The following is a 25,457-nucleotide window of genomic DNA, read 5'->3' on the forward strand; positions in this document are numbered from 1 at the left end:
AGCAGTACATTATTATACAAATTTTAATAAAAATCCATTCATAATTAAAAGAGAGCGGGACTACGAATTCATAATAAATTCGTAGTCCCGCCCCGGCAATGATGTCCAGACACTTAATGCATATACTAAACAAAAATACCACCTTTGGGATTCAGTATAAATTCATTTATAGTTATTATCTTGATATTAACTTCTCCAACTTCATGAGAAGGTCACTTATTCATCCATTGCCTTAGATGCTTCGATTTCATGTTCTCTTAATTTAGGTTTGAGGAAACCATACATTAAAGCTGACACAATCGTACCAATAATTAAAGCGATAAATGTTTGCACAAGATGATGATAATCTGTTGCAAAAATAACGATAATACCACCATGCGGTGCACCAATGCTTGAACCTAATCCTAATGCAATGGCACTACCGACTCCTGACCCTACCATCATTGAAGGAATCACACGCAATGGGTCTGCAGCTGCAAACGGAATTGCACCTTCTGTAATGAAGGAGAGACCCATAACATAGTTTGGTATGATTGAACCACGTTGTTCTTTCGTAAATTTACGTTTGAAAATAATCATCGCAGTTGCAATTGCTAACGGTGGAATCATTCCACCAATCATTGCTGCAGTTATAGGTGCAGTGTTACCCTCAAATAATGCCGCAGTTGAAAAGACATAAGCTGCTTTGTTGAATGGACCACCCATGTCGATGGCCATCATAGCACCAATAACCAAGCCAAGTAACATAATATTCGCACCTGATAAACTGTTTAAACCATCAAGTAATAATTTATTCAACCAAGCTGCAGGTGGGTTAAATACGTATACCATAAGCAAGCCTGTAATTGTCACACTTATGAGCGGATAAATTAAAGTTGGTTTTAAACCTTCTAGTGCTTGTGGTAATTTACGCGTCATATATTTAATACCTTGAGTTAAGTAACCGGCTAAGAAACCAGCAATGATACCACCGATAAATCCTGAACTACCTGTAACTGCAAGCATACCACCGACTAAACCAGCAGCAAAGCCTGGTTTATCCGAAATACTACGTGCAATAAATCCAGATAATATCGGAATAATTAATTGAAAGGCACTTTTATTACCAATGTTCCAAAGTTGTTCAGCAAAAGCATTATATTCTGAGCTATCAGGTTTAAATGAGTTAGCACCAAATAGAAATACAATGGCCATTAAAATACCGCCCGCAATAACAAGTGGTAACATATTAGATACACCATTCATTAAGTGCTTATAGAATGCTTTCCCAAAACTTTGTTTTTCATTTTGTTCACTCGCATTTCCATGTTGACTATCGCCACGTGCAATAAAAGGTTTGCGACTCGTATCAAGTGCGGTGTTTATCAATTCTTCTGGGCGTTTAATGCCATCCGCAACCGGTACTTCTACCACATTTTTACCATCAAAACGGTCAGTTTCTACATGAACATCAGCTGCAACAATAATACCTGTTGCACGGTCAATATCTTGTTGGGTTAATTTATTTTTAATACCACTTGAACCATTCGTTTCAACCTTTATTTTTATCCCCATTTGTTCTGCTTGTTTTTTCAAAGCATCTCGTGCCATGTAGGTATGTGCGATACCTGTTGGACAAGCTGTGACAGCCAAAACATATGGTTCAGTTGAATCAACTGATGAATTTGCCTCTGCTGCTTCTTGTTCTTGAGCTTCTTTTTCTTCTTCTTTTGTTGCTTCATCATCAGCAGCATCAATAATTCGGAGTACTTCTTCAGGTGAAGTTGCATCTAGCAAACGTGCTCTCACTTGCTCATCCATTAAGATTCCTGACAATTTAGCTAGTGCATCTAAATGTGTTTGAGCACCGCCTTCAGGAGCTGCAATCATAAAGAATAAGTGGGCTGATTGCATATCTAAACTTTGGTAATCAACGCCTGCTTTAGATTTACCAAAAGCAATCGCTGGTGCATTAACTGCTGCTACTTTGGCATGTGGGATAGCAATACCTTCTCCTATACCTGTTGTACTTTGAGCTTCACGATTATGAATCGCTTCTTTAAAAGCCGTTACATTATTTAATTTTCCTGCAATATTTAATTGATTGACGAGTTCATCAATCACACCATTTTTATCAGTAGCAGTTAAATCCATAGCTATTGTTTCTTTAGTAAGTAGCTCTGTAATTCTCATCAATATCACTCCCCATCAAGTACTGTCATTGTAACTTGATCTTTAATTTTTTCTATATCATCTCGTGTGGCTAAGTCATCATTAAATGCTGTAGCAGTTCCTGCTGCAACGGCTTGTTTAAATGCTTCTTGAATTGACAATCCTGAAGTTAAACCAGCTACCATACCAGCTACTGTACTATCTCCAGAACCTACCGTATTAATAACCTTACCTTGAGGGTTTTGTGCCTTAATACTTTGCTGTTGATCGATATATATAGCACCATCGCCACCCAATGTTATGATTACTGACTGAGCACCTTGTTCTAATATTTTACGACCATAATAAACGACATCCATATCATTTTGAATCGTGATATCAAACATCTCTTCAAGCTCATCTTTATTTGGTTTAATAAATAAAGGTTGAAATGGTAGTATCGTATTAACCAAATCCTTTTCAGCATCTACAACAAGCTGTGCACCTGTTTCTTGAGTAATTCGTGCAATTTGTGCATAGGCATCACTTGGAATACTTTGCGGCACACTACCAGCTATAACAACAACATCTTCTGACGTTGTTCGCTTAATTTGATTAAGCAATGCTTCGAATTGTTGTTTACTAATATTGGGACCTGGTGCATTTATTTCAGTTTCTTGACCAGATTTCAATTTAACGTTAATACGTGTATCTTCATCTACAGTAATAAAATCCGTATAAATCTCATTAGCTGCGAGCGTATCTTTTATAAATTCACCTGGAAATCCACCAGTAAAACCTAACGCCGTTGAAGGTATTTCTAATGTGCTTAGCACTCTAGAAACATTAATACCTTTACCCCCAGCAAATTTATGTGTTATCGTCGCTCTATTTAGTCCACTTAATTCAAATCCATCAGTAAACATAATGTAATCTATAGAGGGATTAAAAGTAACCGTATAAATCATGACAAACCTCCTAAAATATGATAACGTTCTTGGAATTGTGCCAATGATGGTTCTGTTAACGCTTCTTTTGACGTTAAAATGGTCACATCTGCATCATCGTCATTAATCCTTGCAAAATAGACTTGTTTAAACTTCGAATGGTCTACCAAGACAAATGACTCATTTGAACGTTGCATTGCCATTTCTTTGATTAATGCTTCTTTTTCGTCTGGAGTTGTTAATCCATGCTTTAAATCAATACCATTCATGCCTAAAAATGCTTTATCAAAACAATAGCGTCTAACTATCTCTAATGCTGAGGCACCCACCGTAGCTAATGTTGTATCTTTAACTTCTCCACCAACCATAAGCGTTTTGATACCTTTTGCTAACAACTTTTCAACATGCGTTAAACCATTTGTAACTACAACAATGTCTTTCGCTGTAATGAATGGAATCATTTCTATCGTTGAAGATCCCGCATCTAAGAAAATGTATTCTCGATCTTGAATCAAAGCTGCAGCATACTGTGCAATTTCTTTTTTCTCTGTTAAATTCGTTGCAAGCTTATCTGACAATATTGGTTCCAACACCCTGTTATGTACAATGGTTGCACCACCATGAACCCGTTGAAGTTTGCCCATCTGTTGTAGTTTCGATAAATCACGTCTTATTGTCGAAGCACTACATCCAATACGATTTATTAGTTCTTGGAGTGATAAAAAGTCTTTCTTATTCAATTCTTGGAGGATTAAATCATATCGTTTTTCAGTTATCATTGCCTCACCTCATTTCACTTCACATTATAATGTTCGCGCTTACATTTTTCAATCAAAAGTTATCAAAAACTGTCAAAAACAATCACAATTCGCAGTTTTGTCACAAAAACCATTTTTTAATAATATGTTCACACATCAAAATAAAAACCGCAAAATGCTTTTGAAGCACTTAGCAGTTCGTAAGAAGTTTAATACTATTATTCATTTAAATTTATTTCGTAATCTTGGTCTAAGTGTCTTTTCACTATGCTGTTGAAATTATCCATGCTGAATGATATTAGCGGTTTTGGCTTTCGTAAGGTTTATTAAATCTTTGACACCTACAATAATTTGAGCACCTCGATGCCCGCCACTAACGTATATCGATTCTTGTTGCAGTGCTGACTCATCTATAGTCGTTGGGAATAAATGTTTCATGCCTATAGGTGAACAACCACCACGAATATATCCTGTAACTTTTTTTAACTGTTCAAGTGGCATTAAATTTAATTTCTTTTCTTGAACTACATGTGCTGCCTGTTTTAAGTCCAGTGTAGTATCAACCGGTATGACAAATACAAAATGATCGTGATTCGCATTTTCTAGGACCAGTGTTTTATATACTTGTTCAACGGGCGCATGAACAAGTTGTGCAATATGGACACCGTCAACATGTTCTTCACCAATTTCATACGTATTCACTTTATAATCTACACCTGCTTGATCCAACATACGCATTGCATTTGTTTTAGTTGCTTTTTTCTTCTTCATTATTCGTGTCACCTCATTGTCTTCATTCAAATTTATTTTACGCTGAGTAAGCACAATGATTCAAATACAAACAAAACAAAAACACCTTCGATTATCTCAATCATCCGGTGCTAATGTGTATTCTTATCGTTTTCTACTTTGCCATTTTTGTTAATTTTAATATTGTTATCGTGTTGTGTACCAGAATAAGTCACATCTCGACTTGTCTCTTCTATCTTCGTCATATGTGATTCAACTTGTTGCTTTTGTTGCGCATAGTTAGAAGCAATCACTTTGCATTCTTGATCTGTATATTTGTGTGGCTGGTTAGCTTCTATCGTTAAACTTTGTGTCTGTTGTTTATTAGTTCTTTCAGATGCATGTGCTGTAAGATGGTTCACTTTAACTACATTTTCAATAGCTGATACTTTATTTATCTTTGAAAATGTTGATATTGTTTGATGGACTTTAGCCAAAGCTTGTTCATTTGTAGCAATAAACAATAGAAATAACAAACATATCGTTAACAACACTGCGACAGCACTTAAAAAAAGATTCTTCAGTTTCATCTCCTTACCCACATTTCTTCACTTAATTTTTATTCATCTTAACATAAAAAACCGCAAAATATATTGTGTATAATACAATTTAAACCAACTGTAATCTTTGTAACATAATCATCATTCAAAGGATGCAAATGTTACAAAATCACTATGTATTGTAACCTAAATCTAATGTCTAACTTACTTTAATGATGAAACACTTAAAGCGCATGGTTCATTTAATCTAGTGAAGTCTACTATAATGATGCGAAAGTGCCTTATTTATTAAAAGAACTTCAATGTAAAATCACATGTTATTACGTATTGAAGACAAGACACTTTAGAGAACAAGATAAGCTGGGGCCCCAACAAAGAGAATTCCGACAAGAAATTCACCAAGTAATGCAAGTTGAGGCGGTCCCTGACTAAACCAGTTTTTCCTAACAAAGTGAGCTAGGATGACTAAAGCTATCCTCTAAGCAAGTGATCCAATCATACAAACTATTGTATATAAAAACAGTCTGGGAAATAATTATATTTTAGGCTCTGAGTTCTATATTGGCAGTAGTTGACTGGATTGAAAATAGGATGATAGCAAGCTTTTTTCAATCCTAGCCAACCTTGCCGGGGCGGAAATACGAATTCATTATGAATTCTGTCCCGCGCCCTATTGTTTTGGAATTTATGTTCCAGACTGTTAAACATTTTTTAATTCATCTATTAAGTTAAAGATTGTTTTTATTGAGCTTTTGATAAATGTTTGCGCAAGCCTTTTTCTATAAAAATTAGAACAATACCCAATACCATTACTGCAATAGCCATGTATAATGGATACTCAATATTTATATCAAACAATGCACCAGCAACAAGTGGTCCGACAAAATTACCCATACTTGTAAAAGTTGAATTTAATCCTCCAGCAAAACCTTGACGATTTCCTGCAATATTAGAAAAATAATTTGTAATAGCAGGACGAATTAAGTCAAAACCAATGAAAACAATAAAACTAATAATCATAATGGTCCAATAACCGTTTGCCAAGATTAATGTAAATAAGACAATTGCTGAATATAAAAGTGCCCAAACTATAAAAGTTAATTCAGACATATATGATATAAATTTATCAAAGAAAAAGATTTGGAAGATAGCGCCAAATATTCCTCCACCCACAATCGCAATAGAAATATCAGCTGGTGTGTAATGTGCTTTATATGATGTGTATAAAGAAAATAACGTTTCAAAAGATGATAAGCCAAACGCTAAAATCAACGTTAATAAAATAGGAGTTAAAAAGACTTTCCAATCAATTTTAGTAAATACTTCAGGTTGTAATGTATGATGGAACCCGTCTGTTGTTTGTTGTTTTGGACTATGAATTAAAATGAATGACATTATAAAAGCAATAATGCCTAAACTTCCGGCAAAATAAAATGGCAAGCGATGTGAAAATTCAGCTAGAAATCCACCTATTCCAGGCCCAAGAATAAAGCCAGAATTAATAATAGCCGACATATAGCCAAAGTTACGCGCTTTATCTTTTGAAGGTGAAATATCTGCAATTAAACCATTCACTCCTGGCATGACCATTCCAGCACTGAAACCACCAAGTATTCTTGAAATGATAAGCGTGACAAAAGTATGTCCAACAGCAAATAAAAACTCAGAAACTGCAAATAAAATAAGGCCAATACAGATTATTAATTTTTTTCCTAATTTATCAGCCATAGCGCCCCCAGCAGGAGATATAACCATTTGCGCAAGTGCAAAGGCAGCAACTAGAACTCCTAAATCACGTCCCTTTAAACCTAAATCTTCCAAATAAACAGGTAATACTGGGATGACAAGGCCAATACCAACAAAAATTAGAAAAATATTAAAATATAATATGAATAATTGCTTTTTCAATCACTTCACCTCTTTTGTACTAATTTAATTTTTACCCTACATTTTCATTTCCCTAAAAATTAAAAATTCAATATTATGACATTCTATACCAAATAAATGTTTTTTCGCAATAACGGTGTTTTAAAACTTATTACATACCGTTAATAATCGACATAAATATTTAATTTGAAAACTCCTTTTAATTTGATAAATTTAGCATGAAAGCTGTATGATTATTAACCTATACAATTATTTTAATGAACGATAAGTTTGATACGAAAGTAGTGTATATTATGCAGGGACGGTATATTGCCAGAATTTATTTTATAATCTTGATTGTAATTTCATTATTTGAATCACGTATATTTGAGTTTATGACACTCAATATATTTTTAGCATATATTCCTTTTGAATTATGTTTACTATTAAAGCTGTTCAAACCGAAAAAAGTAATTGAATGGCCATTATTTATTATTTTTAGCTTAATTTTCTTACTCATGGTACCAAATACCTTTTATATGGTGACTGATTTAATTCACCTTAATCAATTTACCTTTAACTTTTATTTAACATTAAATTTAATGGAATGGATTTTCTTCACCTATTTATTATTAGGTGTCTTCTTCGCACTCTATTGTATGACCTTAATTTATTTGGAATTGTATTACTTTACTTCTCACCAATGGATAAATATTATCCTTGTGGCTGTAGTCATGTTTCTGAGTGGATTAGGAATATATATCGGACGTTTCTTACGCTTTCATTCCGTTTTTCTGATTAACCAACCTTTTAAAATTATAGAAAATGTAGTGAGCTCACTTAGTGGTAAATCACTCATCTTCATCTTATTAATGGTTGTGTTACAAGCTACTTTATTTATATTTGCGAAAGGAGTGCGTCATACACAATGAGTTTTAATATCATTCTTTTAATAATTAGCATTATTATTTTGCAACTAATCGTTGGCCATTTCTTTCATTCAATCGGATTTAAACTGTCATTAAGTTTGCTGTTAACCTGCCTTCCATTTGGCATTGGTGTATTCTTAATGCAATTATGCTATTTTGAACGCCGATATCCACATTGGGAAGTCCCATACCGTACTAAATTACGGTTGAAATATCTATATATTGCCACATTTTTTGAATTTATAATGCTATATATATGTTTATTTTTAATTGCTTAGAAATAGAAAAAGTGGACAATGTATCCTCCCATTAATGGTAATGCTTGGCGCATTACTCTTTGCTGGGGCCCCCGGTTTATATGGTTGTTATTTGTCTGCTTGTTTTTTAAACTGTTCCATCACGTGGGCTCTGGCTTGTTGATGATCAACGATAGGCCACGGATAGTTTGTTCCTAAATCTATGCCATAATCTTTTAGTGTTTGCGCATGTTTCCACGGTTCATGAACATAGCTGGCAGGTACATTAGCCCATTGGGGTAAGTATGTTTTAATGTATAAACCTTTTTTATCAAACCGCTCACTTTGACGAATCGGATTAAACATTCTAAAGTATGGCACGGCATCTGTACCAGTAGATGCTGACCATTGCCATCCATGCACATTAGAAGCAGCGTCATAATCTATCAATAAATTTTTAAAATAATTTTCTCCCCATGTCCAATCTATAAATAACTCTTTAGTTAGAAATTGAGCCGTTACCATACGCATTCGATTGTGCATAAAACCTGTTTGTTTTAACTCATGCATCGCAGCATCGATAATTGGATATCCTGTTCGTCCCTCTTTCCATGCATTAAAATCTGATTGATTTTCTGACCAAGTTATATGTTTATACTTATCATTAAATGATGTATGTGCCGTTTCTGGATAATAAACCATTAAAACATAATAAAATTCCCTGAATAATAGTTCACGAATAAAGGCCTCATTATCATGATAACGTTCAAGTAACTGGCGCATGATCTCATTAATATCTAGGAAGCCATATGCAAGTGCAATGCTCAACTGACTTGTCAGTGTTTCTGGTAAGTACTCTCTATAATATTGATAATGCTCAATATTATTATTTAAAAATGCTTGCCATTGTTGCTGACTTTTGGCCTCCCCAATATTTATATGCTCAGTCACTTTTTTAACTGATGTATTATCAGCATTGATGATTTGTTGCTTTAATTTATCAAGTTGATAAGGATAACGTCTTCGTTGTCTCAATTGAGGGCGATTTGCTTTGTAGAAGCTAGTGAATACCTTATATGGTTGTCCTTGCTGATTTAACGTGCGACTAGGTTGAAAATAATGATTTGCACGTACATTAACGATTGCTATTTTTTGCGCTTGTATCTCAGATTTAACATGTAAAATATCGCATTCACAATTGTGAAAACTCATAATATCGCTTGGAAATACTACCGTGTCGATTTCTTTCTGTTCACAAAATGAAGCAAACGCTGTATATGGAAACACAAAGGGCTTAATTCCTATCTCAATCAGTTGTTGTATAAACTGAGTAACTGCCTGATGGTAAAATGTCCGTTTTAATGGTGCTTCATCTTCAAATAATTCTAAGGGAATCACACAGTAACATCGTTCGATATCTGCTTGATTATGATTTAAGTACTCAAACATTGGATTTTGTTCTAATCTGAATACTCTATTTAATACTAAAGCGATATTCAAACTACATCACCTCACTTTAACTTTGATATTTTATTACCCCATCTTGTCTAACAACAAGCATGATAAAGATGGACGATTTCGGACACAAAATCCACTAGGTTTTGTGCCCGAAATCGTTCAATTGATTATTCTATTGATATATTTAACATTTTCCTATATTAGCCCTAACCAATTCCAGTAAGTCATACTAAAAATTACAATCAAAATATAACCTACAATAGTCAGCGGTACCCCAGTTTTCAAGAAATCCTTAACTGTAAATGTCCCTGTACCATATGCCAACATATTTTGAGGTGCACTTACCGGCAACAAGAAACCAAAGCTGATAACAAATTGTTGAATAAGTACAAATCCAATAGCTTGATCTCCTAAATGTAGCGTTGATGTCAATGAGATGAATACTGGAATCAGCGCAGAAGATAAGCTGGTCGCACTAGCAAAACCCAGATGAATTAAGATATTAAACAATGTTATCAAAGCAATCGTCGCAATCAATGGCATTGATTCAAGCCCAAGTAATCCAAATGTCTTATCACTTAACCACTGAGCTGCACCAGTCTTCAACAATACATTACCAAGTGATATACCAACTCCAAAGACAATAATCGTCCCCCATGGAATTGTTTTTACTACACCATCCCACTTTATAACACCAACTTTAGGCATAAGCATAACACCTAATGCGACAACTGTAATTGAAGCTGAGTCAATAGGATGTACCACTTTTTCTGTTGACCAGAATAATAACAATAAGATAGAAATAACGATTAATCGCCATTCACGTGCTGAAACGGGGCCTAAATCTGTTAACTGCTGTTTAATCAAGTCTTTACCACCCTCAATAGCTTTATGTTCAGGTGGCATTACTTTCATCATAATGAAAAATAACGCTATCGACATAAGTATTGCCCAAGGCGCTGCAAATAAAAACCATTCGCCCCATGAAACATCGTGTCCCAAACTTTGATTGATAAAATTGATGGCAACGATATTTTGTGCAGCAGCCGTTTTAATACCAATATTCCAAATGGAAACTGCTTGTACCGAAGTAATAATTAATAACGCTGCTAAACGACTGTCTTTAGAAACTTTAAATGCTGCAATCATACCTAATAAAATTGGCACAACCGCACCTGCACGTGCAGTTGCAGATGGTACAAAAAACGCTAATAAAATGGATACTAAAATAGCACCAATAACTATGTTACGCGTTTTATTTCCAACAATTGATAATACGAGTAAAGCGAGACGTTTATGCAAATTAGTTTCTTGCATAGCTGCAGCTAAAAAAAGTGCAGCAGCAACTAAAGCTACAGCTGAAGATGAAAACCCACTAAATGCTTGAGTTAAAGCATTACCAGTTCCTAACAAGTCATTACCAGTTAAGATAGCATCGCCTGCTTTAGGGTTTCCTAAATGCTTCGCTAAATCCTGTACTGGACTAAATCCCATTATTAAAATAATTAATCCTAAAATTAACGTTGCAGAAACTGGGTAAATCACTGCTTCTGTCACCCACATAATAACAGCAAAGGCTAAAATAGCTAAGGCACCTTTAGCCATTACTGGTAATCCTGTTAATAACAAAATGACAATTAAAGCAATAAAGCTAATAACAATCCAAATAGGTTTGTATCCCTTTGTCTTTTCTTTTTTGCGTGTGTGTGGTATATCTTGACTCCCTTTCTCCATCATATTTCACCCTTTGCTTATTTTTCACTTTTAGTATAACAACTAAACAACAATAATGACGTGAAAATTTGCAAATAACACACAATTTTCACACTTTTTAGATTATTACAAATAAGCAATATTATTTAGCTTGTTTTAATGATTGTTTAACTTTCATAACTGCATCTGCAGATAAATCGAGTTGTTCTTGCTCTGATTCTGATAATTTAAGTTCTATAACTCGTTCGACGCCTTGTTTGCCAAGTACGGTTGGGACGCCAAGGCAAATATCACGATAGCCATACTCCCCATCTAAAAATGCAATAGTTGGAAGAACACGTTTTTGATCTTTTAAAATAGCTATGACCATTTCGTATAACGCAGCAGCCGGTGCATAATATGCTGAACCATTGCCTAATAAATTTACAATTTCAGCACCACCATCTCTTGTACGTTGGATAATATATTCTAGTTCTGAAGGTGATAGTAGCTCGGTAATAGGTACACCGTTTACTTGAGTAGACGATACGATAGGAACCATAGTATTACCATGACCTCCAAGTACAAGGCCAGTAATATCCTGTACGGATAGATGTAATGCTTCGGCTATGAATGTTTTGTATCTTGCCGTATCTAAAATGCCTGACTGCCCCATTACTTGGTTTTTTTCAAAACCAGTGGATTGCAGCACGGTATAAGTCATCGCATCAACCGGATTGGTTAAGACAATAACAAATGCTTTTGGACAATAGCGGACAATTTGTTGAGAAATATCTTCCATAATACTTTCATTAATTTGAACTAAGTCATCACGACTCATACCAGGTTTTCTTGGTACACCTGCAGTAATAATGACAATATCTGAATCTGAAATATCCTCATAATTTGACGTTCCAGTCACAACACTATTAAACCCTAATATTGGTCCACTTTCTTGAATATCTAGCGCTTTTCCTTTTGACATACCTTCGAATTTAGGCTGGTCAACAATAACGACATCTCCAACCTCTTTTTGTGCTAATAAGAAAGCTAGTGTTGCACCTGTATTTCCTGCACCAATGACTGATATTTTATTTCTGTTTATCATATGGTTTCGCTCCTTTTATATTATTTTATAAAAATTTTAATGCATATACGTATTTTGCATACAAAATCATTTGTAGAAACCGCTTACATAATTGCTTATAAATACAATTAAAATACTTCTGTCTGGGTGCATCTATTAATACTATTTCATTAAGATTTTAGATACACACCAGATAGAATGTTTAAGCGCTTATTCATTATTATATGAAACTTTTATAATGTTTCAAGCATATATCATCTTTTATTTATCCAAATATCTGATGGTGCAAACCAAAAACATAAATAATTGTAAAGAAAGCTGCTCCAGACAATAAAGTCAGTATTGCTGTTAATATTAATGTACGTTTAAAGTGTCTAACAAACGCTACAAATAATAACCCTAAATTATAGGCAAAAAACAAACCAAAAAAAGTCATTGTAATAATAATTTGAGAGTAAAAAATATTTGATAATAAAATAATTACTGCAAATATGAGATAAGGAATCATAATAAATCTAAATTCAAAGTTAAGCTGCTTTTGTTTAAAATCTTCATTATTCATTAACTTTACCTCCTGCTTAAAACAAAAAAGTTTTCTTACATATAATTTTATGTCAAAATCCACACTACAACAACATAAATGAGTTACTTTAAATTCTGCTCGTAAATAGCAACACTTTATTTTAACTTAATTTATTTAGAAGCAATTATAATTAAATCATTACAAGAACGAAAAAGTAGTATTCATTTAAACAACACAAACTTCATCGAACAATTATTTTATGTCACAACGTTAATATGTGTCGTTCTAATATACGACATTGCATACTTTGCATTTTCCCAAGCCACAGTGTTATAATATGGTTAACAAGGATTTCCACATGGAAACACCAATCCCCTCACTACTTGCGATAGTGAGGGGATTTTTTAGGCGTTGGCTATGCGTCGCCTATTTTTTCTTATTGTTACGCGTACGTAGCCAATACGTAAATAACGCAACAATACAACCACTAATAACTGTGGTTGTGATGTGAACAAGGATTTCCATCATGGGCAACACCTCCTCCCTGCGTCGACATTTGACGCCTGAGAGGTAGGCGACTTTATTATTATATCATCTATGTATTTGTAAAGATATCTCACTTCTGATATGCCATGTCATGTAAATTGAAGCATATCGAGATTATTGCGCAAACGTTCAACATCAATATGTTCACCAATGATAACTATTGTAAGTGGTACCTCTTTGTCTACCTCACCATAACTAGGTAATCCATGTGCATATTGAAACTCATAAATCACATTAGCACGGTCTCTAAAACGGACAAAACCTTTCAAACGAAAAACATTTTGCGGTAACTTTAATATAAATTGATAAAATAATTGTCTATCTATTGGTCCACTAAATGTATACTGCATGCTCTTAATGCCATGATGATGTGCATGCTTAGCTAGTGACTTCATATTATCAACATGCTTAATATTATTAAATGTAGTGATATCTAATTGACCAAACGTAGTGTAGCATGTGGTTGCTTGCGGATTAATTTGGGTTAACTCAGCGCTCAGTTTTTTCTGCTCCTGATCATTAATTAAATCCATTTTATTGATAATAATCGTTGAACTATAGGCCAATTGTTCTTCCATTAACTCTACCGTTGTCAATGAATAACGATGTCTATGAAGAAATCGAGAAGCATCTAAAATCCCTATCATCTTAACTTCACTAATTAAATGAATCACTTCAGGATCCTGACATGCCATCATGATTTCTAAAGGATGTGCAATTCCAGTTGCCTCAATAATGATGTGTGTTGTTTGACCATCCGCAATAATATTTTTTAACTGCGCTACTAAATCTGCTTTTAAATCACAACAAACACAACCATTAACTAAAGCATTTATGGCAACCTCATTATTGAATGTTAAACTGTCAACGTCAAAAGTACCAAATTCGTTCATAATAATTGTGATTTTCTCATCAGTTTTTAATAAATATTGCATATACTCTTGTAGAAAAGTGGTTTTACCACTACCTAAAAACCCGGAAACTATAGAAATATATGTGTTTCTGCAATTATGTTTTTTCAATTTTTATTCTCTTTTCTATTTAAAATTTCTAAGTAAATGATAATGAATATATAAAAATTTATGTTTATACTTGATTATACGTGTGTTTTCTTCTAAACTTTAGTCATACTTTAATTTTATCATGACATTGAAATGAAATGTGTCAATAAATATATTTTGCACAACACTAACGGGATTTAATCCGAAAAAGAGAAAACGGATAGAATGTCTGGAGGAGAACTTTAATGTCTGAACATCACAATTTAAAAGAGCAGCTATGTTTTAGTTTGTACAATGCTCAAAGACAAGTAAATCGCTACTACTCAAACAAAGTCTTTAAAAAGTACAACCTTACTTATCCACAATTTCTAGTATTAAGTATATTGTGGGATGAGTCACCAGTAAATGTTAAAAAAGTCGTTACTGAATTAGCATTAGATACTGGAACAGTTTCACCACTTCTTAAACGAATGGAACACGTTGATTTAATCAAACGTGAACGTTCTGAAGTTGATCAACGTGAGGTCTTTATACACTTGACAGAAAAAAGTGAAGGCATCAAACCTGATCTTAAAGATGCTTCTTCTAAAGTGGCAACCGCTTCATCGCTTAGTGCAGATGAAGCACAAGAACTGAACCGTCTTCTAGGTAAAGTTATTAACGCATTTACTGAAAACAAAGAATAATTATAGTATCAGCGTCATGTGAATTAAAGTTGTAACTGTTATTTTTTTAAACGAAATCTTTAAATAAAATGTCCCATCAATTGATATTAATTGATGGGTTTTTTATGTACACATTGTATTCTTCTACCTAGCTCCATAGAAATGACTACTTTTTCCCTTTCCACTTTAATTTACTACGTGAAGGTTAAACATATCCATTCAAAAATAAATCGTCATTTCATGACGTATTCATAAATATCGTTTAATATACAACTTTAGTCTAGTTTATAAGTTCTAAACTAATAATCAGTAGCTAGGAATGAATTTAATATGCTATGATAATGTAGTAATTTTTTAAGATTCATGAATATAAATAAGATATTTAAGAAGGTAGGTTAATCTATGTTTTTACTTGAGTTAATCAAAGGTATCATTCTCGGTATCGTTGAAGGACTTACTGAATTCGCTCCTGTATCATCAACAGGTCACATGATTTTAATGGATGATATGTGGTTGAAATCCACTGATTTTCTAGGAAGTGAATCTGCTTTTACATTTAAAGTAGTCATTCAATTAGGGTCTGTTTTTGCTGCAGCTTGGGTCTTTAGAGAACGTTTTTTCGAATTATTACATATTGGAAAACAACATCAAGCACCGATAAGTGAAGAGTTTCGCTCTAAACCACGTCGTTTGAACTTGTTACACGTACTTGTCGGTATGATTCCAGCCGGTATTTTAGGTCTAATGTTTGATGATTTAATTGAAAAATATTTATTCAGTGTTCCTACTGTAATGATTGGGTTATTTTTAGGTGCCATTTATATGATTATTGCGGATAAATATAGTGAAAAAGTTAAGCACCCACAAAATGTAGATCAAATTAATTATTTCCAAGCATTTGTCATTGGTATTTCTCAAGCCATTGCAATGTGGCCTGGATTTAGTCGCTCGGGTTCTACAATTTCAACGGGTGTACTTATGAAAATGAATCACAAAGCGGCATCTGACTTTACATTTATTATGTCAGTACCAATTATGCTAGCAGCAAGTGGTTTATCTTTAATTAAACACTATGAATATATTCACTTAGCACACATACCATTTTATCTTTTAGGTTTCCTGGCAGCATTTATCGTTGGGTTAATCGCAATCAAAACTTTCTTACATTTAATCAATAAAATTAAATTAGTACCATTCGCTATATATCGTATTATCTTAGTAGTAATTATCGCTATTCTTTACTTTGGTTTCGGCATTGGTAAAGGGATTTATTAATTTAATACATTGTGTATAGCACTATTTACTGATGGTGTTATTCATGAAAAGATTATGGAAAATATAGATACGTCTCTAATCAAATAATAATGGCAATTTCTATTGGAATAATGTAGAAATTGCCATTTTTGTTATTCAAACTATATTTACCATGTTGTAGTTATAGACCTACTATTTTTCTTAAGATCAGGAATTAGTTCCTGAGTCCCTTTTTATAATAATGTCATTGCTATTTAAATGAATATTTAGACATATACCAATACAGTATATTTATCGTTTATACTAGAGTGTCATAGGGTAATGAATAAGATAAGCATATGAACTGGAGGCAATATCTATGGATCAAAAGAAAAGACATCTAATTAAGACACTAATAAACGTTTTACCTATTTTTATTGTGCCCTTAGTTACTGAACGTAAACATATCAAAAATCATTCTGAAGTCAAAAAAGTAACTGCTGCAACATCACGTGCATCTAAAACTGTAGCTAATAAAGCTACTGACGTTAAAGAATTTGTTATTGATAAAAAACAAGAACATGATAACAAACGAGAATTGAAAAAAATTGCAAAAGAAAATGATCCTGAATATATTGAGAAAAAAGGCGAAAAATTAGCGAAGAAAAATCGCAAAGAAGCCGATAAAATGGATAAAAAACTTCAAAAAAATATCGAACAACGTCATAAAGAAGAAGCAAAGGCACGTGAAAAAAATGAGAAACAGCGTATAAAAGATTTAAAGAAAACTCAAAAGTATCAAGAAAAAGTAGGCCTAACACCCGGCGCATTAGATGATGAAACAGAGAAAAAAGGCGAAAAATTAGCTAAAGATAACAAACATGATATTAAAAAACTGGCTAAAAAGTTACAAAAAAACATCGAACAACGTCATCATGATGAAGAAAAAAATCGTGACAAGAATAAAAAAGCACGTATTAAAGAAATAAAAAATTATGAAGAACATGATGCTCAAAGTGTAACTAAACAAAATAATAAAGAAACACATCATGAGTCTTAACAAGATGACATCGATTATCATTGATGGAGATGCTTGTCCTGTCATTCAATCTGTTATTGAATTAACCTCAGGGACAGGCATTTTTGTTATAATTGTACGTAGCTTCAGTCACTATACAACGCAGACTTATCCAGAACACGTTAACACGATATATGTCGATGATGGACCGGATGCAGTGGATTATAAAATCGTTCAATTAGCGCAAAGTAAAGATATCGTTATCACGCAAGATTATGGTTTGGCGAGTCTATTGTTAAACAAAGTTAAAACAGTACTACACCATAAAGGCTATATATACAATAGTACTAACATTGACATGTTGATACAACAGCGTTATAACCATGCTCAACTTAGAAAACAAAGTGGTCGGCACAAGGGACCGACTCCTTTTTCTAACAAAGATCAGCAACACTTTGAACATATATTTCGACGTGTACTCTCTCAAATATAGGAGGCATTTATCATCATGAAAAAAATTGCAGTTTTCTGTGGCGCAAGTAAAGGCAGTAATCCAACCTATGTCAACGAAGCATATAACTTAGGAAAATATATGGCGCAAAAAGGTTATGAACTCATTTTTGGCGCTGGTTCTGTAGGCATTATGGGTGCCATACAAAATGGTGTATTAGATCACAATGGCACTGTTATTGGCGTCATGCCTAAAGAATTAGATACTAAAGAAATTACGAGTCAACGGGTTTCTGAACTTATTCTAGTGGATTCGCTTCATCAAAGAAAAGAGAAAATGGCAGAATTAGCAGATGCTTTTATCCTCGCTCCAGGCGGTGCTGGTTCGCTTGAAGAATTTTTTGAAATCTATAGTTGGACACAAATTGGTATTTATCAAAAACCGATTGGTATTTATAATTTAAACGGTTTTTTTGAGCCATTACATCAACTTATTATTCACATGATTCAAGAAGGCTTTATTGACGAAAAATATAAAGCTTTAGCACCTCTATATCACACAAAAGAAGACTTACTACATGGGCTTCAAAACGCTAAACCACTTGGCGAAAGAAGCTATGATTAAAAAAATAGTCGCCCACACGAGCGGCTATTTTTTATTTGAGATTTTTATAATACCTAACTTGCATTTTAAGTGGATGATATTTATTCAATTCAGGAAATTCGAAACGATCAAAGACTTTCATCCCTATTTTCTCCATCACTTTTCGTGACGATAAATTTGTCTCTGCCGTTAGACTGTATATGTCATAAACTCCCTTTTTTTGTGCATATTTTAGCACAGCTTCAGCGCCTTCAGTTGCAATACCATTTCCCCATACCTCTGGAATTAAACGCCAACCTATTTCATAAAATGGTAAATTATTAAATGGATATTGGCTATCTTTTGGAATATAATTCAGACCAATAAACCCAATCCACTCATTAGTTTCTTTTAATTCTACTGCAAATAGACCTATCCCCGTTGCTGTAATATTTTTTTGCATTTGTTTCATATCTAACGCTGAACGGCGATAACTTAATAAACTAGGAAAATAACGTCTAACTTGTGGATTTGCATTCAATTTTTGAAATGGTAATAAATCATTTTCTTCCCAATCACGTAATTTCAATCTTTCCGTTTCTATATAAACAGTCATTCTGCTTTCACCTCATCGCTTCATTCTGTAACAGTGCTCTATAAAAAGAAGCGCGTTATGAACAGAAACTCTTCATACCGCGCAACCTACTATATGTTTGTTCTTTGTATCAACTAAGCTTTCGAAATATAACTAATTAATTCGATATGCACAGGAATCTCTTTTAAACGATTACGCTGAGCTTTCGGTGCTGTAAAAATAGCATCAATGAAATCATTTTGATGATTTAATTTATATGTAGCAACAAATGTATCAAAATCCGAATCAAAGTTTGGCAAGTGTGCCACTACTCGATTGATTTCACCTGTAGAATCTACAATTGTACGTCCAGTTAACGTTTCTAATTCACGCCCTAATTCTGGTAAAGTAATATCTTGGCCTTCTAAAATACGAAAATCTTGTTCATGCATTGTTGCTCGCTCCTTTTAAAATCGATATGTAAACTTGTTCATATACACGTTCTGTATTTATGGTTATACATACCCGGTAACATCAGACATAAAACGGCACAAATTTTTTAACTTGTGACATTGAATCATTGTTGTTGTTTTGGTTGCTTTGATTGCTTCTGTGTATCATTCTTAGTAGATTGTGATGACTGTTGTTTATGCGTCTTATCTTTATCTGTCTGTGTGTTATCTGTATTGTTTGAATTTTGATGCTGATTTTGTTGATCTTTATTTTGGTGGTGCGTTGTTTGATGTTGTGATGACTTCTCTTTACTTTTGTCACTCGTTTTTTCTTTATTATCTTTGTCATCATCTGATGAAGTACTTTGCATCTCTTCTACTTCTTTTTCTAAAGTCTCACGTTGACTTTTATATTTCTCTTTATCGCTTTTAAGTTTCTCTTCTTGCTTTTCTAAATCTTTTTTCTCTTTTTCTAATTTTTGTATATCTTGTTCTAAAGATTGCTTTTCATCATTTCCCTTACCGCATGCTGTTAATAAAAAAATTGCTGCTAATAATAGCACAAGCCCTTTCTTCATGTTTGACTCCTTTGAATATAAGTGAATACTATTATTTTAACATGAAACCACTTTCTAATCATTTGTTATAGCTAATCGTGCTTTAATAAATGTTTATCTAGCTACTTATAGTAATTACGATAATTAATTTATTTCAACTTCTATGATATGATTAATCATAATTGATATAATAACTATTATTACTATATCTAAAGGAGCTTAAAATAATGTATGAAATCTACGTCTCAACTCATGCGGGAAAATAATGTCAAATCACTACGACTAAATAATACGGATAGAGAAATATTCGAGAATTACATGACATATGTACGAGCAGAACTCAGTGTCAATCCCTATGATTCAGAACTAATGCTCAATCGTATATTAAAGCAATTATTGAAGGCAGAAGATAATGGTACCCTTGCTTTGGAATTTTTCAATCACGACCCTAAAGCACACGCAAAACAGGAGATCCGCGCATTGCCAAACGAAACGATCAATAATATTTTCAACTATATTTATCAAAATTTTATGTTTTTAATAGGTATTTTTTGTTTTTGTAAAGGATTTATTGGGTTCTTTATCGGCGGCAATAACAACCGCATATATCTATACACCTTTCCAATTATTGTCATCATTGGTTTATTTATCATTTTTTTATTTATATGGATGATTTTCAAAACGGTTCAACTTCAATGTTTTAATAATAAAAACTTAGTATGGATATTAACCTACATCGTCATAGGATTACTTATTTCAGCACTCGTCTATGTATTCTTTATCCCACAATCATTCCTTGCAATCGGACCCTATATCACAATTAGCAACTGGCACTTTATTATCGCATCACTCATCATTACACCCATCGCATTCTACACAAAACACCGACACACCAACAAAAACGCCAACACAAGACTATAGGGGCCCCAGCACAAAGAAATGCACCAAGCATTTCTACGTGCAACGCAAGCTGGGGTGGGGCCCTCAGCACAGAGAAATGCACCAAGCATTTCTACGGACAACGCAAGCTGGGGTGGGCCCATCATTATGAACTTCCTTAAGAGACTCAACAGATAATGTAAATCGGGACAACAATATAAAACATCATAAATAAAGAAACCAGTAAATGAATTTATAAAAAACTCATTTACTGGCTTTTTTCGATGAACGATGTCCCGCCTGGTACGCATTTGTAAAACTAATTGACAAGAGACTGGAACATAATTATGTTTTAAGTTATGAACTCTATATTAGCAGTAGTTGACTGGATTAAAAATACGCTTATACCAAGCTTTTTCAATCCTAGTCATCCTTTTCAAAAAGATTAATACTTGAAAGTAAAATAAGATTTCTATCCAGAATATTCTAGTTTATATCACAAATACATCTATAAAAAACCATACAATCATGATAAACATGATGATCGCTTTGGCAATGTTGCTGGTTAAGAAAGCTACGATTGAACCCAAGCTTGCTTTAAAAGCTTTGTTCACATCGAAATCTTGCATAAGTTCAACTGCAAAAACTGCTACAAAAGGAATAATGATAATGCCAAATGGTGGGAAGACAAAACAACCAACGAGCACACCTATAAGTGCAACATACTCACTTATCTTTGAACCACCATATTTATTAACAAAATATTTATTCATTGCAAAATCAGAGATAAACATGAGTACCGTTAACACTATCATTGACACATAAAATATCCACGATAATTCACCATTATTAAATGCGAATTGATAAATTAAAAAACCAACCCACAACATCAAAACAGAGGGTATCACAGGTTTAATAAGTCCAACAAATGCCAAAATAAATGCGAAAATAATTAATAACCACAATAAGACAGTCATATTAAGATATCACCTTTTCTTCAGTAAATTTTTGATCTTTCGTGAAAAAGATTAGCACCATACCAATAAATATTGAGCTTGCTGATACAAAAAAGACATTTTCTAAACCAACCCACTGACTCATGGCACCACCTAATAAATTCCCACATAGCTGCCCAATTACCATCGCATTAGCAAAAAGTGTAGAAGCGTAGCCGGGAAAATCAGGTAAAATATCTTGAAAATAACTGATGCCTAAGCCAAGTAAAATCGCTAAAAAGAAGGCCAGAAAAACTTGCCCAAGCATCATCATATATATGTTATTAAAGATACCAATGCTAAAATAAAACGCACCACCACTTAGTGCTCCAACAATCAATAATGTTCTAGTTTGCAACTTAGTCGCTAACATTCCTAAAATCACCATGAATGGAACTTCTAATCCTGCGCATAAGCTTGCTAATGTCCCCACATAATCTTCAGAAATATGCAACTGTTTTGTTACAAACAACGGCATATTCATGGTATACATCCATTGCCCAATATGTAGCAAAATAAATGCTACAAAAGGCAAAAACAAGGTAACATCTTTCAACATATTCGGCGCTGTGGTTTCAATATGTGCTGTTCCACCAACTTGTTGTTCTCCTGTTAACTTTAAATCTTGATAAAAGAAGACCTGCAATAATAACGTAAATAAAATAATAGCAACTGTTCCTCCGAAGAGTCCAGCGTACCCATTAAAATGGATAAGACGTGAACCTATCAACGGCCCGAAAAGGAAGCCAAAAGAAAACATTGATCGTAAAACTGTATTGGCAAATTTAGCATTTTTTCTGGAAGACGATATATTGATAGATTCTCTAGCAGAAGCATATAATTGAGGCATTGCTGGTGCAAATAAACCTTGAAAAATCGCATATGTAATAATAAATAACCAAATATCATGAATATAAAAATATATAGAGAAACTAACTGCCCCCATAAATAAGGCAGTAATAATTAAAAACTTACGATTAATATTATGCGTGTCTGAAAAGCGCGCGACTATAGAATTTATTGTAAATTGACTAACCGCAGCAAGCGCTAATAAAATGCCGAACTGATTGGTTGTCATACCTAATTCATTCGTCGCAAATAATACAAAATAGGGTACCGTAATTGCGATACCCATACCGAGAAGCATCATATTTACCACAAATAATTTATAGTTTTTAATATGGAGTAATGCTTTAAACATAAACGTACCCTCTATCCTTAAAATTAATTAATCTAAATGCCGACAAGGTTAACATGATACATATTGCGGCACGATATCCTATAAATTAGCGTATAAAGTTATACATTAAATTAACAAATGAATCTACTTGTGGCAACTGCAACATATTCGCTTCGTAACTCATAAATGTAGAGCGTATCAGTGGCTGACCTTCAATTAATACTTTTTCACATTCAAATTGATTTTTATCAATGTATTTCATCATAACCTCAGGTAAAATAGTTACTCCTACACCACTCAATAACATCTCTTTACATGTTCCAACTTGATCAACAGTAATGGTTGCATGGAAATCTTGTCCTAAGTTATCATTGTACCATTCTTTAATTTGATTAATATAAATGGGATCTGCTTGAAACTCAATAAATGGAAGTTTATCTACTTCTGCACGCTTATCTTTAGGGTAAATAAAGTAATGTTCATCATTAAATAAATGGGTGTTTGTTAGGTTCATAACCTTATTTCCCCGCGTAATCATAACATGATAATCACGATGATGTGCTTTGATATGTTCAGTCGAACCTACTTGAACTTGTATTTCAACATTTGGAAACTGTGTATTATATAAACTTAAGACATCTGGAAGCAATGTTTGTCCTATCAAAGAAGAACAACCAATAGATATCGTACCATTGACCTCTCCAATATGCGCCTGCATTTTATCGTAAAATAAACGTTCTCGCTTTAACATATCGCGAGCATGCTCAATAATCATAGCCCCTTCTGTTGTAGTAATGAGTTGCTTTTTTGTACGAATAAAAATATCTACGCCAAAATTATTTTCAATTGCTTTTAATCGCTGTGTGACAGCAGGTTGCGAAATATATAATAATTCTGCAGCTTTGCGCAATGTTTTTGTCTCATCCAATGTTATAAGTAATCTATAGTCTTCAATTTTCATAGTTTCCCCCTACAATCCTCTTGCTTATCCATACATAATAAAGTCATAACTAAAACGTTTAGGATTTAAACAGCGCCCATCATAACAATACTTTATAAAGTAAAAGTACTATTAGTGCATAAGTCATTATTTTGGTAAAACATAAAATAATTAAGTAGATAAACCTACATTATAAAAATACTAATTGTCTAATGTAAAATGTATTTTTAAACTCTTGCTAATAATGACAAGCTTCTGTAGAAAGTCCCATCCCTAACTTGCTTTGCTTGTTGAAATATTAACTGCATTTCTTTGTGTTGGGGCCACCCCAACTTGCGTTGTCCGTTGTCTTTCGCTTCGAAAGTCTTTGTGTTGGGGCCCCACTCCAACTTGCGTTGTCCGTTGCTTTTTGTTTTGAAAGTCTCTATAACGGTTTCTCTTGGCTAATGTTAAACATACATGATTTAAATCTTAGTCTTCTGTAAAGCGTTTTTTTCTTTTATGACGTTGCTGTGGTTGAGGTGCTTGATGGTGATGTCGTTTCGCTTTATGTTTCTTTTGATTCATTTTGCGGTAACAATGCATGATTCGTCGTTCAAGTTCATCAAAATTATCATTTATCTCAATCATCAATTGATGTGCTATCATATAGGCTTCATGATACTGTCTTTTAGTGATTTGTTCATTAACTAACGCATTCATTAAGTCATCTTCATCAACAAGCTCATACTTACCAGTAGGCAATACTAAGACATCTAGAAATAAGTCTAATGTTCTAGCATTACCTTTTTGTGTAATGTTTTTGATATTTATATCGAAATAATATTCTAACGGTTGGCCTTTATCATCAAACATTGCTGTAATACTGTACCGTTTCTTTTCGGGTAAAATCTGCAGCCATTGATAATGGTCATCAGCCACAACCATATGCTTTCCAACTACCGTCACCTCAAGCGGTTCACGTACTTTATTCATCGTCACTAAACCGATAATGCCCTTGAATCTTTTATTATTCACCTTAACTTCTATATATTCCCTTTCTATAAGGCGACGCCAGTGACGTTTATCAATATATTTTACTTTCACAGCCACCAACTCCTTGTCATTATTATATTAGACTAACTATCGTCTGTCATCTTATCCGAAACTTTGTATTAATTACATGCATTTATTTGACTTCGATCATTTATATTCTACTATATATTTATGAATTTTTGTAAAATCGATAATATTACTATGAATTTTGAGATTTAAACTAGATTTTCAAAAATTAAAATTTAAACAAAAGCATATCACTTGGTCCATAATGTATATACTCACATCTAAGCTAAAAATCACCTTCACATATCATTATATAATACCGTTAAACCACAAGAAAAATTCTAAAAAAAAAGAACACCTTGTGCCGTTAATAAGCACATGGCATTCTTATTTAATATGAAATCACAATTGTGTTTCAAGTTATGCGT

Annotated in this window: 27 protein-coding genes; 8 read left to right on the forward strand and 19 right to left on the reverse strand. The window is 33.4% G+C overall.

Annotated features, from left to right (window positions below):
• Positions 1-216: 216 nt before the first annotated feature.
• The 6 genes from CD041_RS05935 to norA form a co-directional block, all read right to left on the reverse strand.
• Positions 217-2,172 carry a PTS fructose transporter subunit IIABC gene (locus CD041_RS05935; protein ID WP_070647843.1) on the reverse strand — a complete coding sequence of 652 codons (1,956 nt, stop codon included), beginning with the start codon at positions 2,170-2,172 and terminating at the stop codon, positions 217-219.
• A gap of 5 nt (positions 2,173-2,177) precedes the next feature.
• Positions 2,178-3,098, reverse strand: a complete 921-nt coding sequence (gene pfkB / locus CD041_RS05940; RefSeq protein WP_070647841.1) for a 1-phosphofructokinase — start codon at positions 3,096-3,098, stop codon at positions 2,178-2,180.
• Positions 3,095-3,856 carry a DeoR/GlpR family DNA-binding transcription regulator gene (locus tag CD041_RS05945; RefSeq protein ID WP_002479371.1) on the reverse strand — a complete coding sequence of 254 codons (762 nt, stop codon included), beginning with the start codon at positions 3,854-3,856 and terminating at the stop codon, positions 3,095-3,097. Before CD041_RS05945 ends, pfkB begins: the two co-directional genes overlap by 4 nt.
• A 258-nt stretch (positions 3,857-4,114) precedes the next feature.
• Positions 4,115-4,606, reverse strand: coding sequence for a Cys-tRNA(Pro) deacylase (gene ybaK, locus CD041_RS05950; RefSeq protein WP_002459774.1), 492 nt, complete (start codon positions 4,604-4,606; stop codon positions 4,115-4,117).
• 110 nt (positions 4,607-4,716) lie between these two features.
• Positions 4,717-5,154 carry a hypothetical protein gene (locus CD041_RS05955; protein ID WP_002493002.1) on the reverse strand — a complete coding sequence of 146 codons (438 nt, stop codon included), beginning with the start codon at positions 5,152-5,154 and terminating at the stop codon, positions 4,717-4,719.
• A 711-nt stretch (positions 5,155-5,865) separates the two neighbouring features.
• Positions 5,866-7,032: a multidrug efflux MFS transporter NorA gene (norA, locus tag CD041_RS05965; protein ID WP_002459776.1), complete on the reverse strand. Its 1,167-nt coding sequence runs from the start codon at positions 7,030-7,032 to the stop codon at positions 5,866-5,868.
• A gap of 272 nt (positions 7,033-7,304) precedes the next feature.
• On the opposite strand from norA, the gene CD041_RS05970 reads away from it, so the two are divergent.
• The gene (locus CD041_RS05970) at positions 7,305-7,922 is read left to right on the forward strand and encodes a DUF1361 domain-containing protein (protein ID WP_002493005.1); all 618 of its coding nucleotides are present in this window, start codon (positions 7,305-7,307) and stop codon (positions 7,920-7,922) included.
• Entirely contained in the window at positions 7,919-8,197 is a 279-nt protein-coding gene (locus tag CD041_RS12305; protein ID WP_002479374.1) for a hypothetical protein, read from the forward strand. Before CD041_RS05970 ends, CD041_RS12305 begins: the two co-directional genes overlap by 4 nt.
• An 87-nt stretch (positions 8,198-8,284) precedes the next feature.
• Here CD041_RS12305 and CD041_RS05980 read toward each other — a convergent pair whose 3' ends face one another.
• The 6 genes from CD041_RS05980 to CD041_RS06000 all read right to left on the reverse strand — a co-directional run bounded on the left by CD041_RS05980 (position 8,285) and on the right by CD041_RS06000 (position 14,483).
• Entirely contained in the window at positions 8,285-9,655 is a 1,371-nt protein-coding gene (locus tag CD041_RS05980) for a cryptochrome/photolyase family protein (protein WP_080606626.1), read from the reverse strand.
• Positions 9,656-9,808: 153 nt separating this feature from the next.
• On the reverse strand, positions 9,809-11,347 hold the full coding sequence (locus tag CD041_RS05985; RefSeq protein WP_080606627.1) for an SLC13 family permease: 1,539 nt from the start codon (positions 11,345-11,347) through the stop codon (positions 9,809-9,811).
• Between the two features lie 121 nt (positions 11,348-11,468).
• Complete coding sequence (mdh, locus tag CD041_RS05990; protein WP_172412357.1) at positions 11,469-12,410, reverse strand: malate dehydrogenase; 942 nt, start codon at positions 12,408-12,410, stop codon at positions 11,469-11,471.
• Between the two features lie 247 nt (positions 12,411-12,657).
• A complete protein-coding gene (locus CD041_RS05995) occupies positions 12,658-12,954 on the reverse strand; it encodes a hypothetical protein (protein WP_002479378.1) in 297 nt (98 codons plus the stop codon).
• A gap of 387 nt (positions 12,955-13,341) precedes the next feature.
• Complete coding sequence (locus CD041_RS12070) at positions 13,342-13,443, reverse strand: type I toxin-antitoxin system Fst family toxin (RefSeq protein WP_014533356.1); 102 nt, start codon at positions 13,441-13,443, stop codon at positions 13,342-13,344.
• Positions 13,444-13,550: 107 nt separating this feature from the next.
• Positions 13,551-14,483: a CobW family GTP-binding protein gene (locus CD041_RS06000; protein ID WP_070647839.1), complete on the reverse strand. Its 933-nt coding sequence runs from the start codon at positions 14,481-14,483 to the stop codon at positions 13,551-13,553.
• 224 nt (positions 14,484-14,707) lie between these two features.
• On the opposite strand from CD041_RS06000, the gene mgrA reads away from it, so the two are divergent.
• The 5 genes from mgrA (at position 14,708) to CD041_RS06025 (ending at position 18,453) form a co-directional block, all read left to right on the forward strand.
• Positions 14,708-15,148: a global transcriptional regulator MgrA gene (gene mgrA / locus CD041_RS06005; protein ID WP_002459784.1), complete on the forward strand. Its 441-nt coding sequence runs from the start codon at positions 14,708-14,710 to the stop codon at positions 15,146-15,148.
• A 381-nt stretch (positions 15,149-15,529) separates the two neighbouring features.
• Complete coding sequence (locus CD041_RS06010) at positions 15,530-16,402, forward strand: undecaprenyl-diphosphate phosphatase (RefSeq protein WP_002459785.1); 873 nt, start codon at positions 15,530-15,532, stop codon at positions 16,400-16,402.
• A 337-nt stretch (positions 16,403-16,739) separates the two neighbouring features.
• Positions 16,740-17,420 carry a hypothetical protein gene (locus tag CD041_RS12140; protein WP_070647838.1) on the forward strand — a complete coding sequence of 227 codons (681 nt, stop codon included), beginning with the start codon at positions 16,740-16,742 and terminating at the stop codon, positions 17,418-17,420.
• Between the two features lie 4 nt (positions 17,421-17,424).
• On the forward strand, positions 17,425-17,871 hold the full coding sequence (locus CD041_RS06020) for a YaiI/YqxD family protein (protein WP_070647837.1): 447 nt from the start codon (positions 17,425-17,427) through the stop codon (positions 17,869-17,871).
• Between the two features lie 15 nt (positions 17,872-17,886).
• Positions 17,887-18,453 (forward strand): LOG family protein, encoded by a 567-nt coding sequence (locus CD041_RS06025; protein WP_002479382.1) that lies wholly within the window; start codon positions 17,887-17,889, stop codon positions 18,451-18,453.
• A 31-nt stretch (positions 18,454-18,484) separates the two neighbouring features.
• Here the strand turns inward: CD041_RS06025 and CD041_RS06030 are convergent, their stop codons facing one another.
• The 3 genes from CD041_RS06030 to CD041_RS06040 form a co-directional block, all read right to left on the reverse strand.
• A complete protein-coding gene (locus CD041_RS06030; protein ID WP_002492957.1) occupies positions 18,485-19,027 on the reverse strand; it encodes a GNAT family N-acetyltransferase in 543 nt (180 codons plus the stop codon).
• 113 nt (positions 19,028-19,140) lie between these two features.
• Positions 19,141-19,437, reverse strand: a complete 297-nt coding sequence (locus CD041_RS06035; protein WP_002459790.1) for a hypothetical protein — start codon at positions 19,435-19,437, stop codon at positions 19,141-19,143.
• Between the two features lie 125 nt (positions 19,438-19,562).
• Positions 19,563-20,015, reverse strand: coding sequence for an SA0632 family lipoprotein (locus tag CD041_RS06040; protein WP_002459791.1), 453 nt, complete (start codon positions 20,013-20,015; stop codon positions 19,563-19,565).
• Between the two features lie 210 nt (positions 20,016-20,225).
• Between CD041_RS06040 and CD041_RS06045 the strand changes: the two genes are divergently transcribed.
• Entirely contained in the window at positions 20,226-20,915 is a 690-nt protein-coding gene (locus tag CD041_RS06045; protein WP_002479384.1) for a DUF1129 family protein, read from the forward strand.
• 449 nt (positions 20,916-21,364) lie between these two features.
• Here CD041_RS06045 and CD041_RS06050 read toward each other — a convergent pair whose 3' ends face one another.
• The 4 genes from CD041_RS06050 to CD041_RS06065 all read right to left on the reverse strand — a co-directional run bounded on the left by CD041_RS06050 (position 21,365) and on the right by CD041_RS06065 (position 25,074).
• Positions 21,365-21,850, reverse strand: a complete 486-nt coding sequence (locus CD041_RS06050) for a DUF456 domain-containing protein (protein ID WP_002479385.1) — start codon at positions 21,848-21,850, stop codon at positions 21,365-21,367.
• Between the two features lies 1 nt (position 21,851).
• Complete coding sequence (locus CD041_RS06055) at positions 21,852-23,069, reverse strand: sugar efflux transporter (protein ID WP_002459795.1); 1,218 nt, start codon at positions 23,067-23,069, stop codon at positions 21,852-21,854.
• A gap of 85 nt (positions 23,070-23,154) precedes the next feature.
• The gene (locus CD041_RS06060) at positions 23,155-24,009 is read right to left on the reverse strand and encodes a LysR family transcriptional regulator (protein ID WP_002459796.1); all 855 of its coding nucleotides are present in this window, start codon (positions 24,007-24,009) and stop codon (positions 23,155-23,157) included.
• A 450-nt stretch (positions 24,010-24,459) separates the two neighbouring features.
• Entirely contained in the window at positions 24,460-25,074 is a 615-nt protein-coding gene (locus CD041_RS06065; RefSeq protein WP_002493006.1) for a ribonuclease FAU-1 family protein, read from the reverse strand.
• Between the last annotated feature and the right edge of the window lie 383 nt (positions 25,075-25,457).

The organism is Staphylococcus lugdunensis (genome assembly GCF_002901705.1).
Lineage (GTDB): Bacteria > Bacillota > Bacilli > Staphylococcales > Staphylococcaceae > Staphylococcus > Staphylococcus lugdunensis.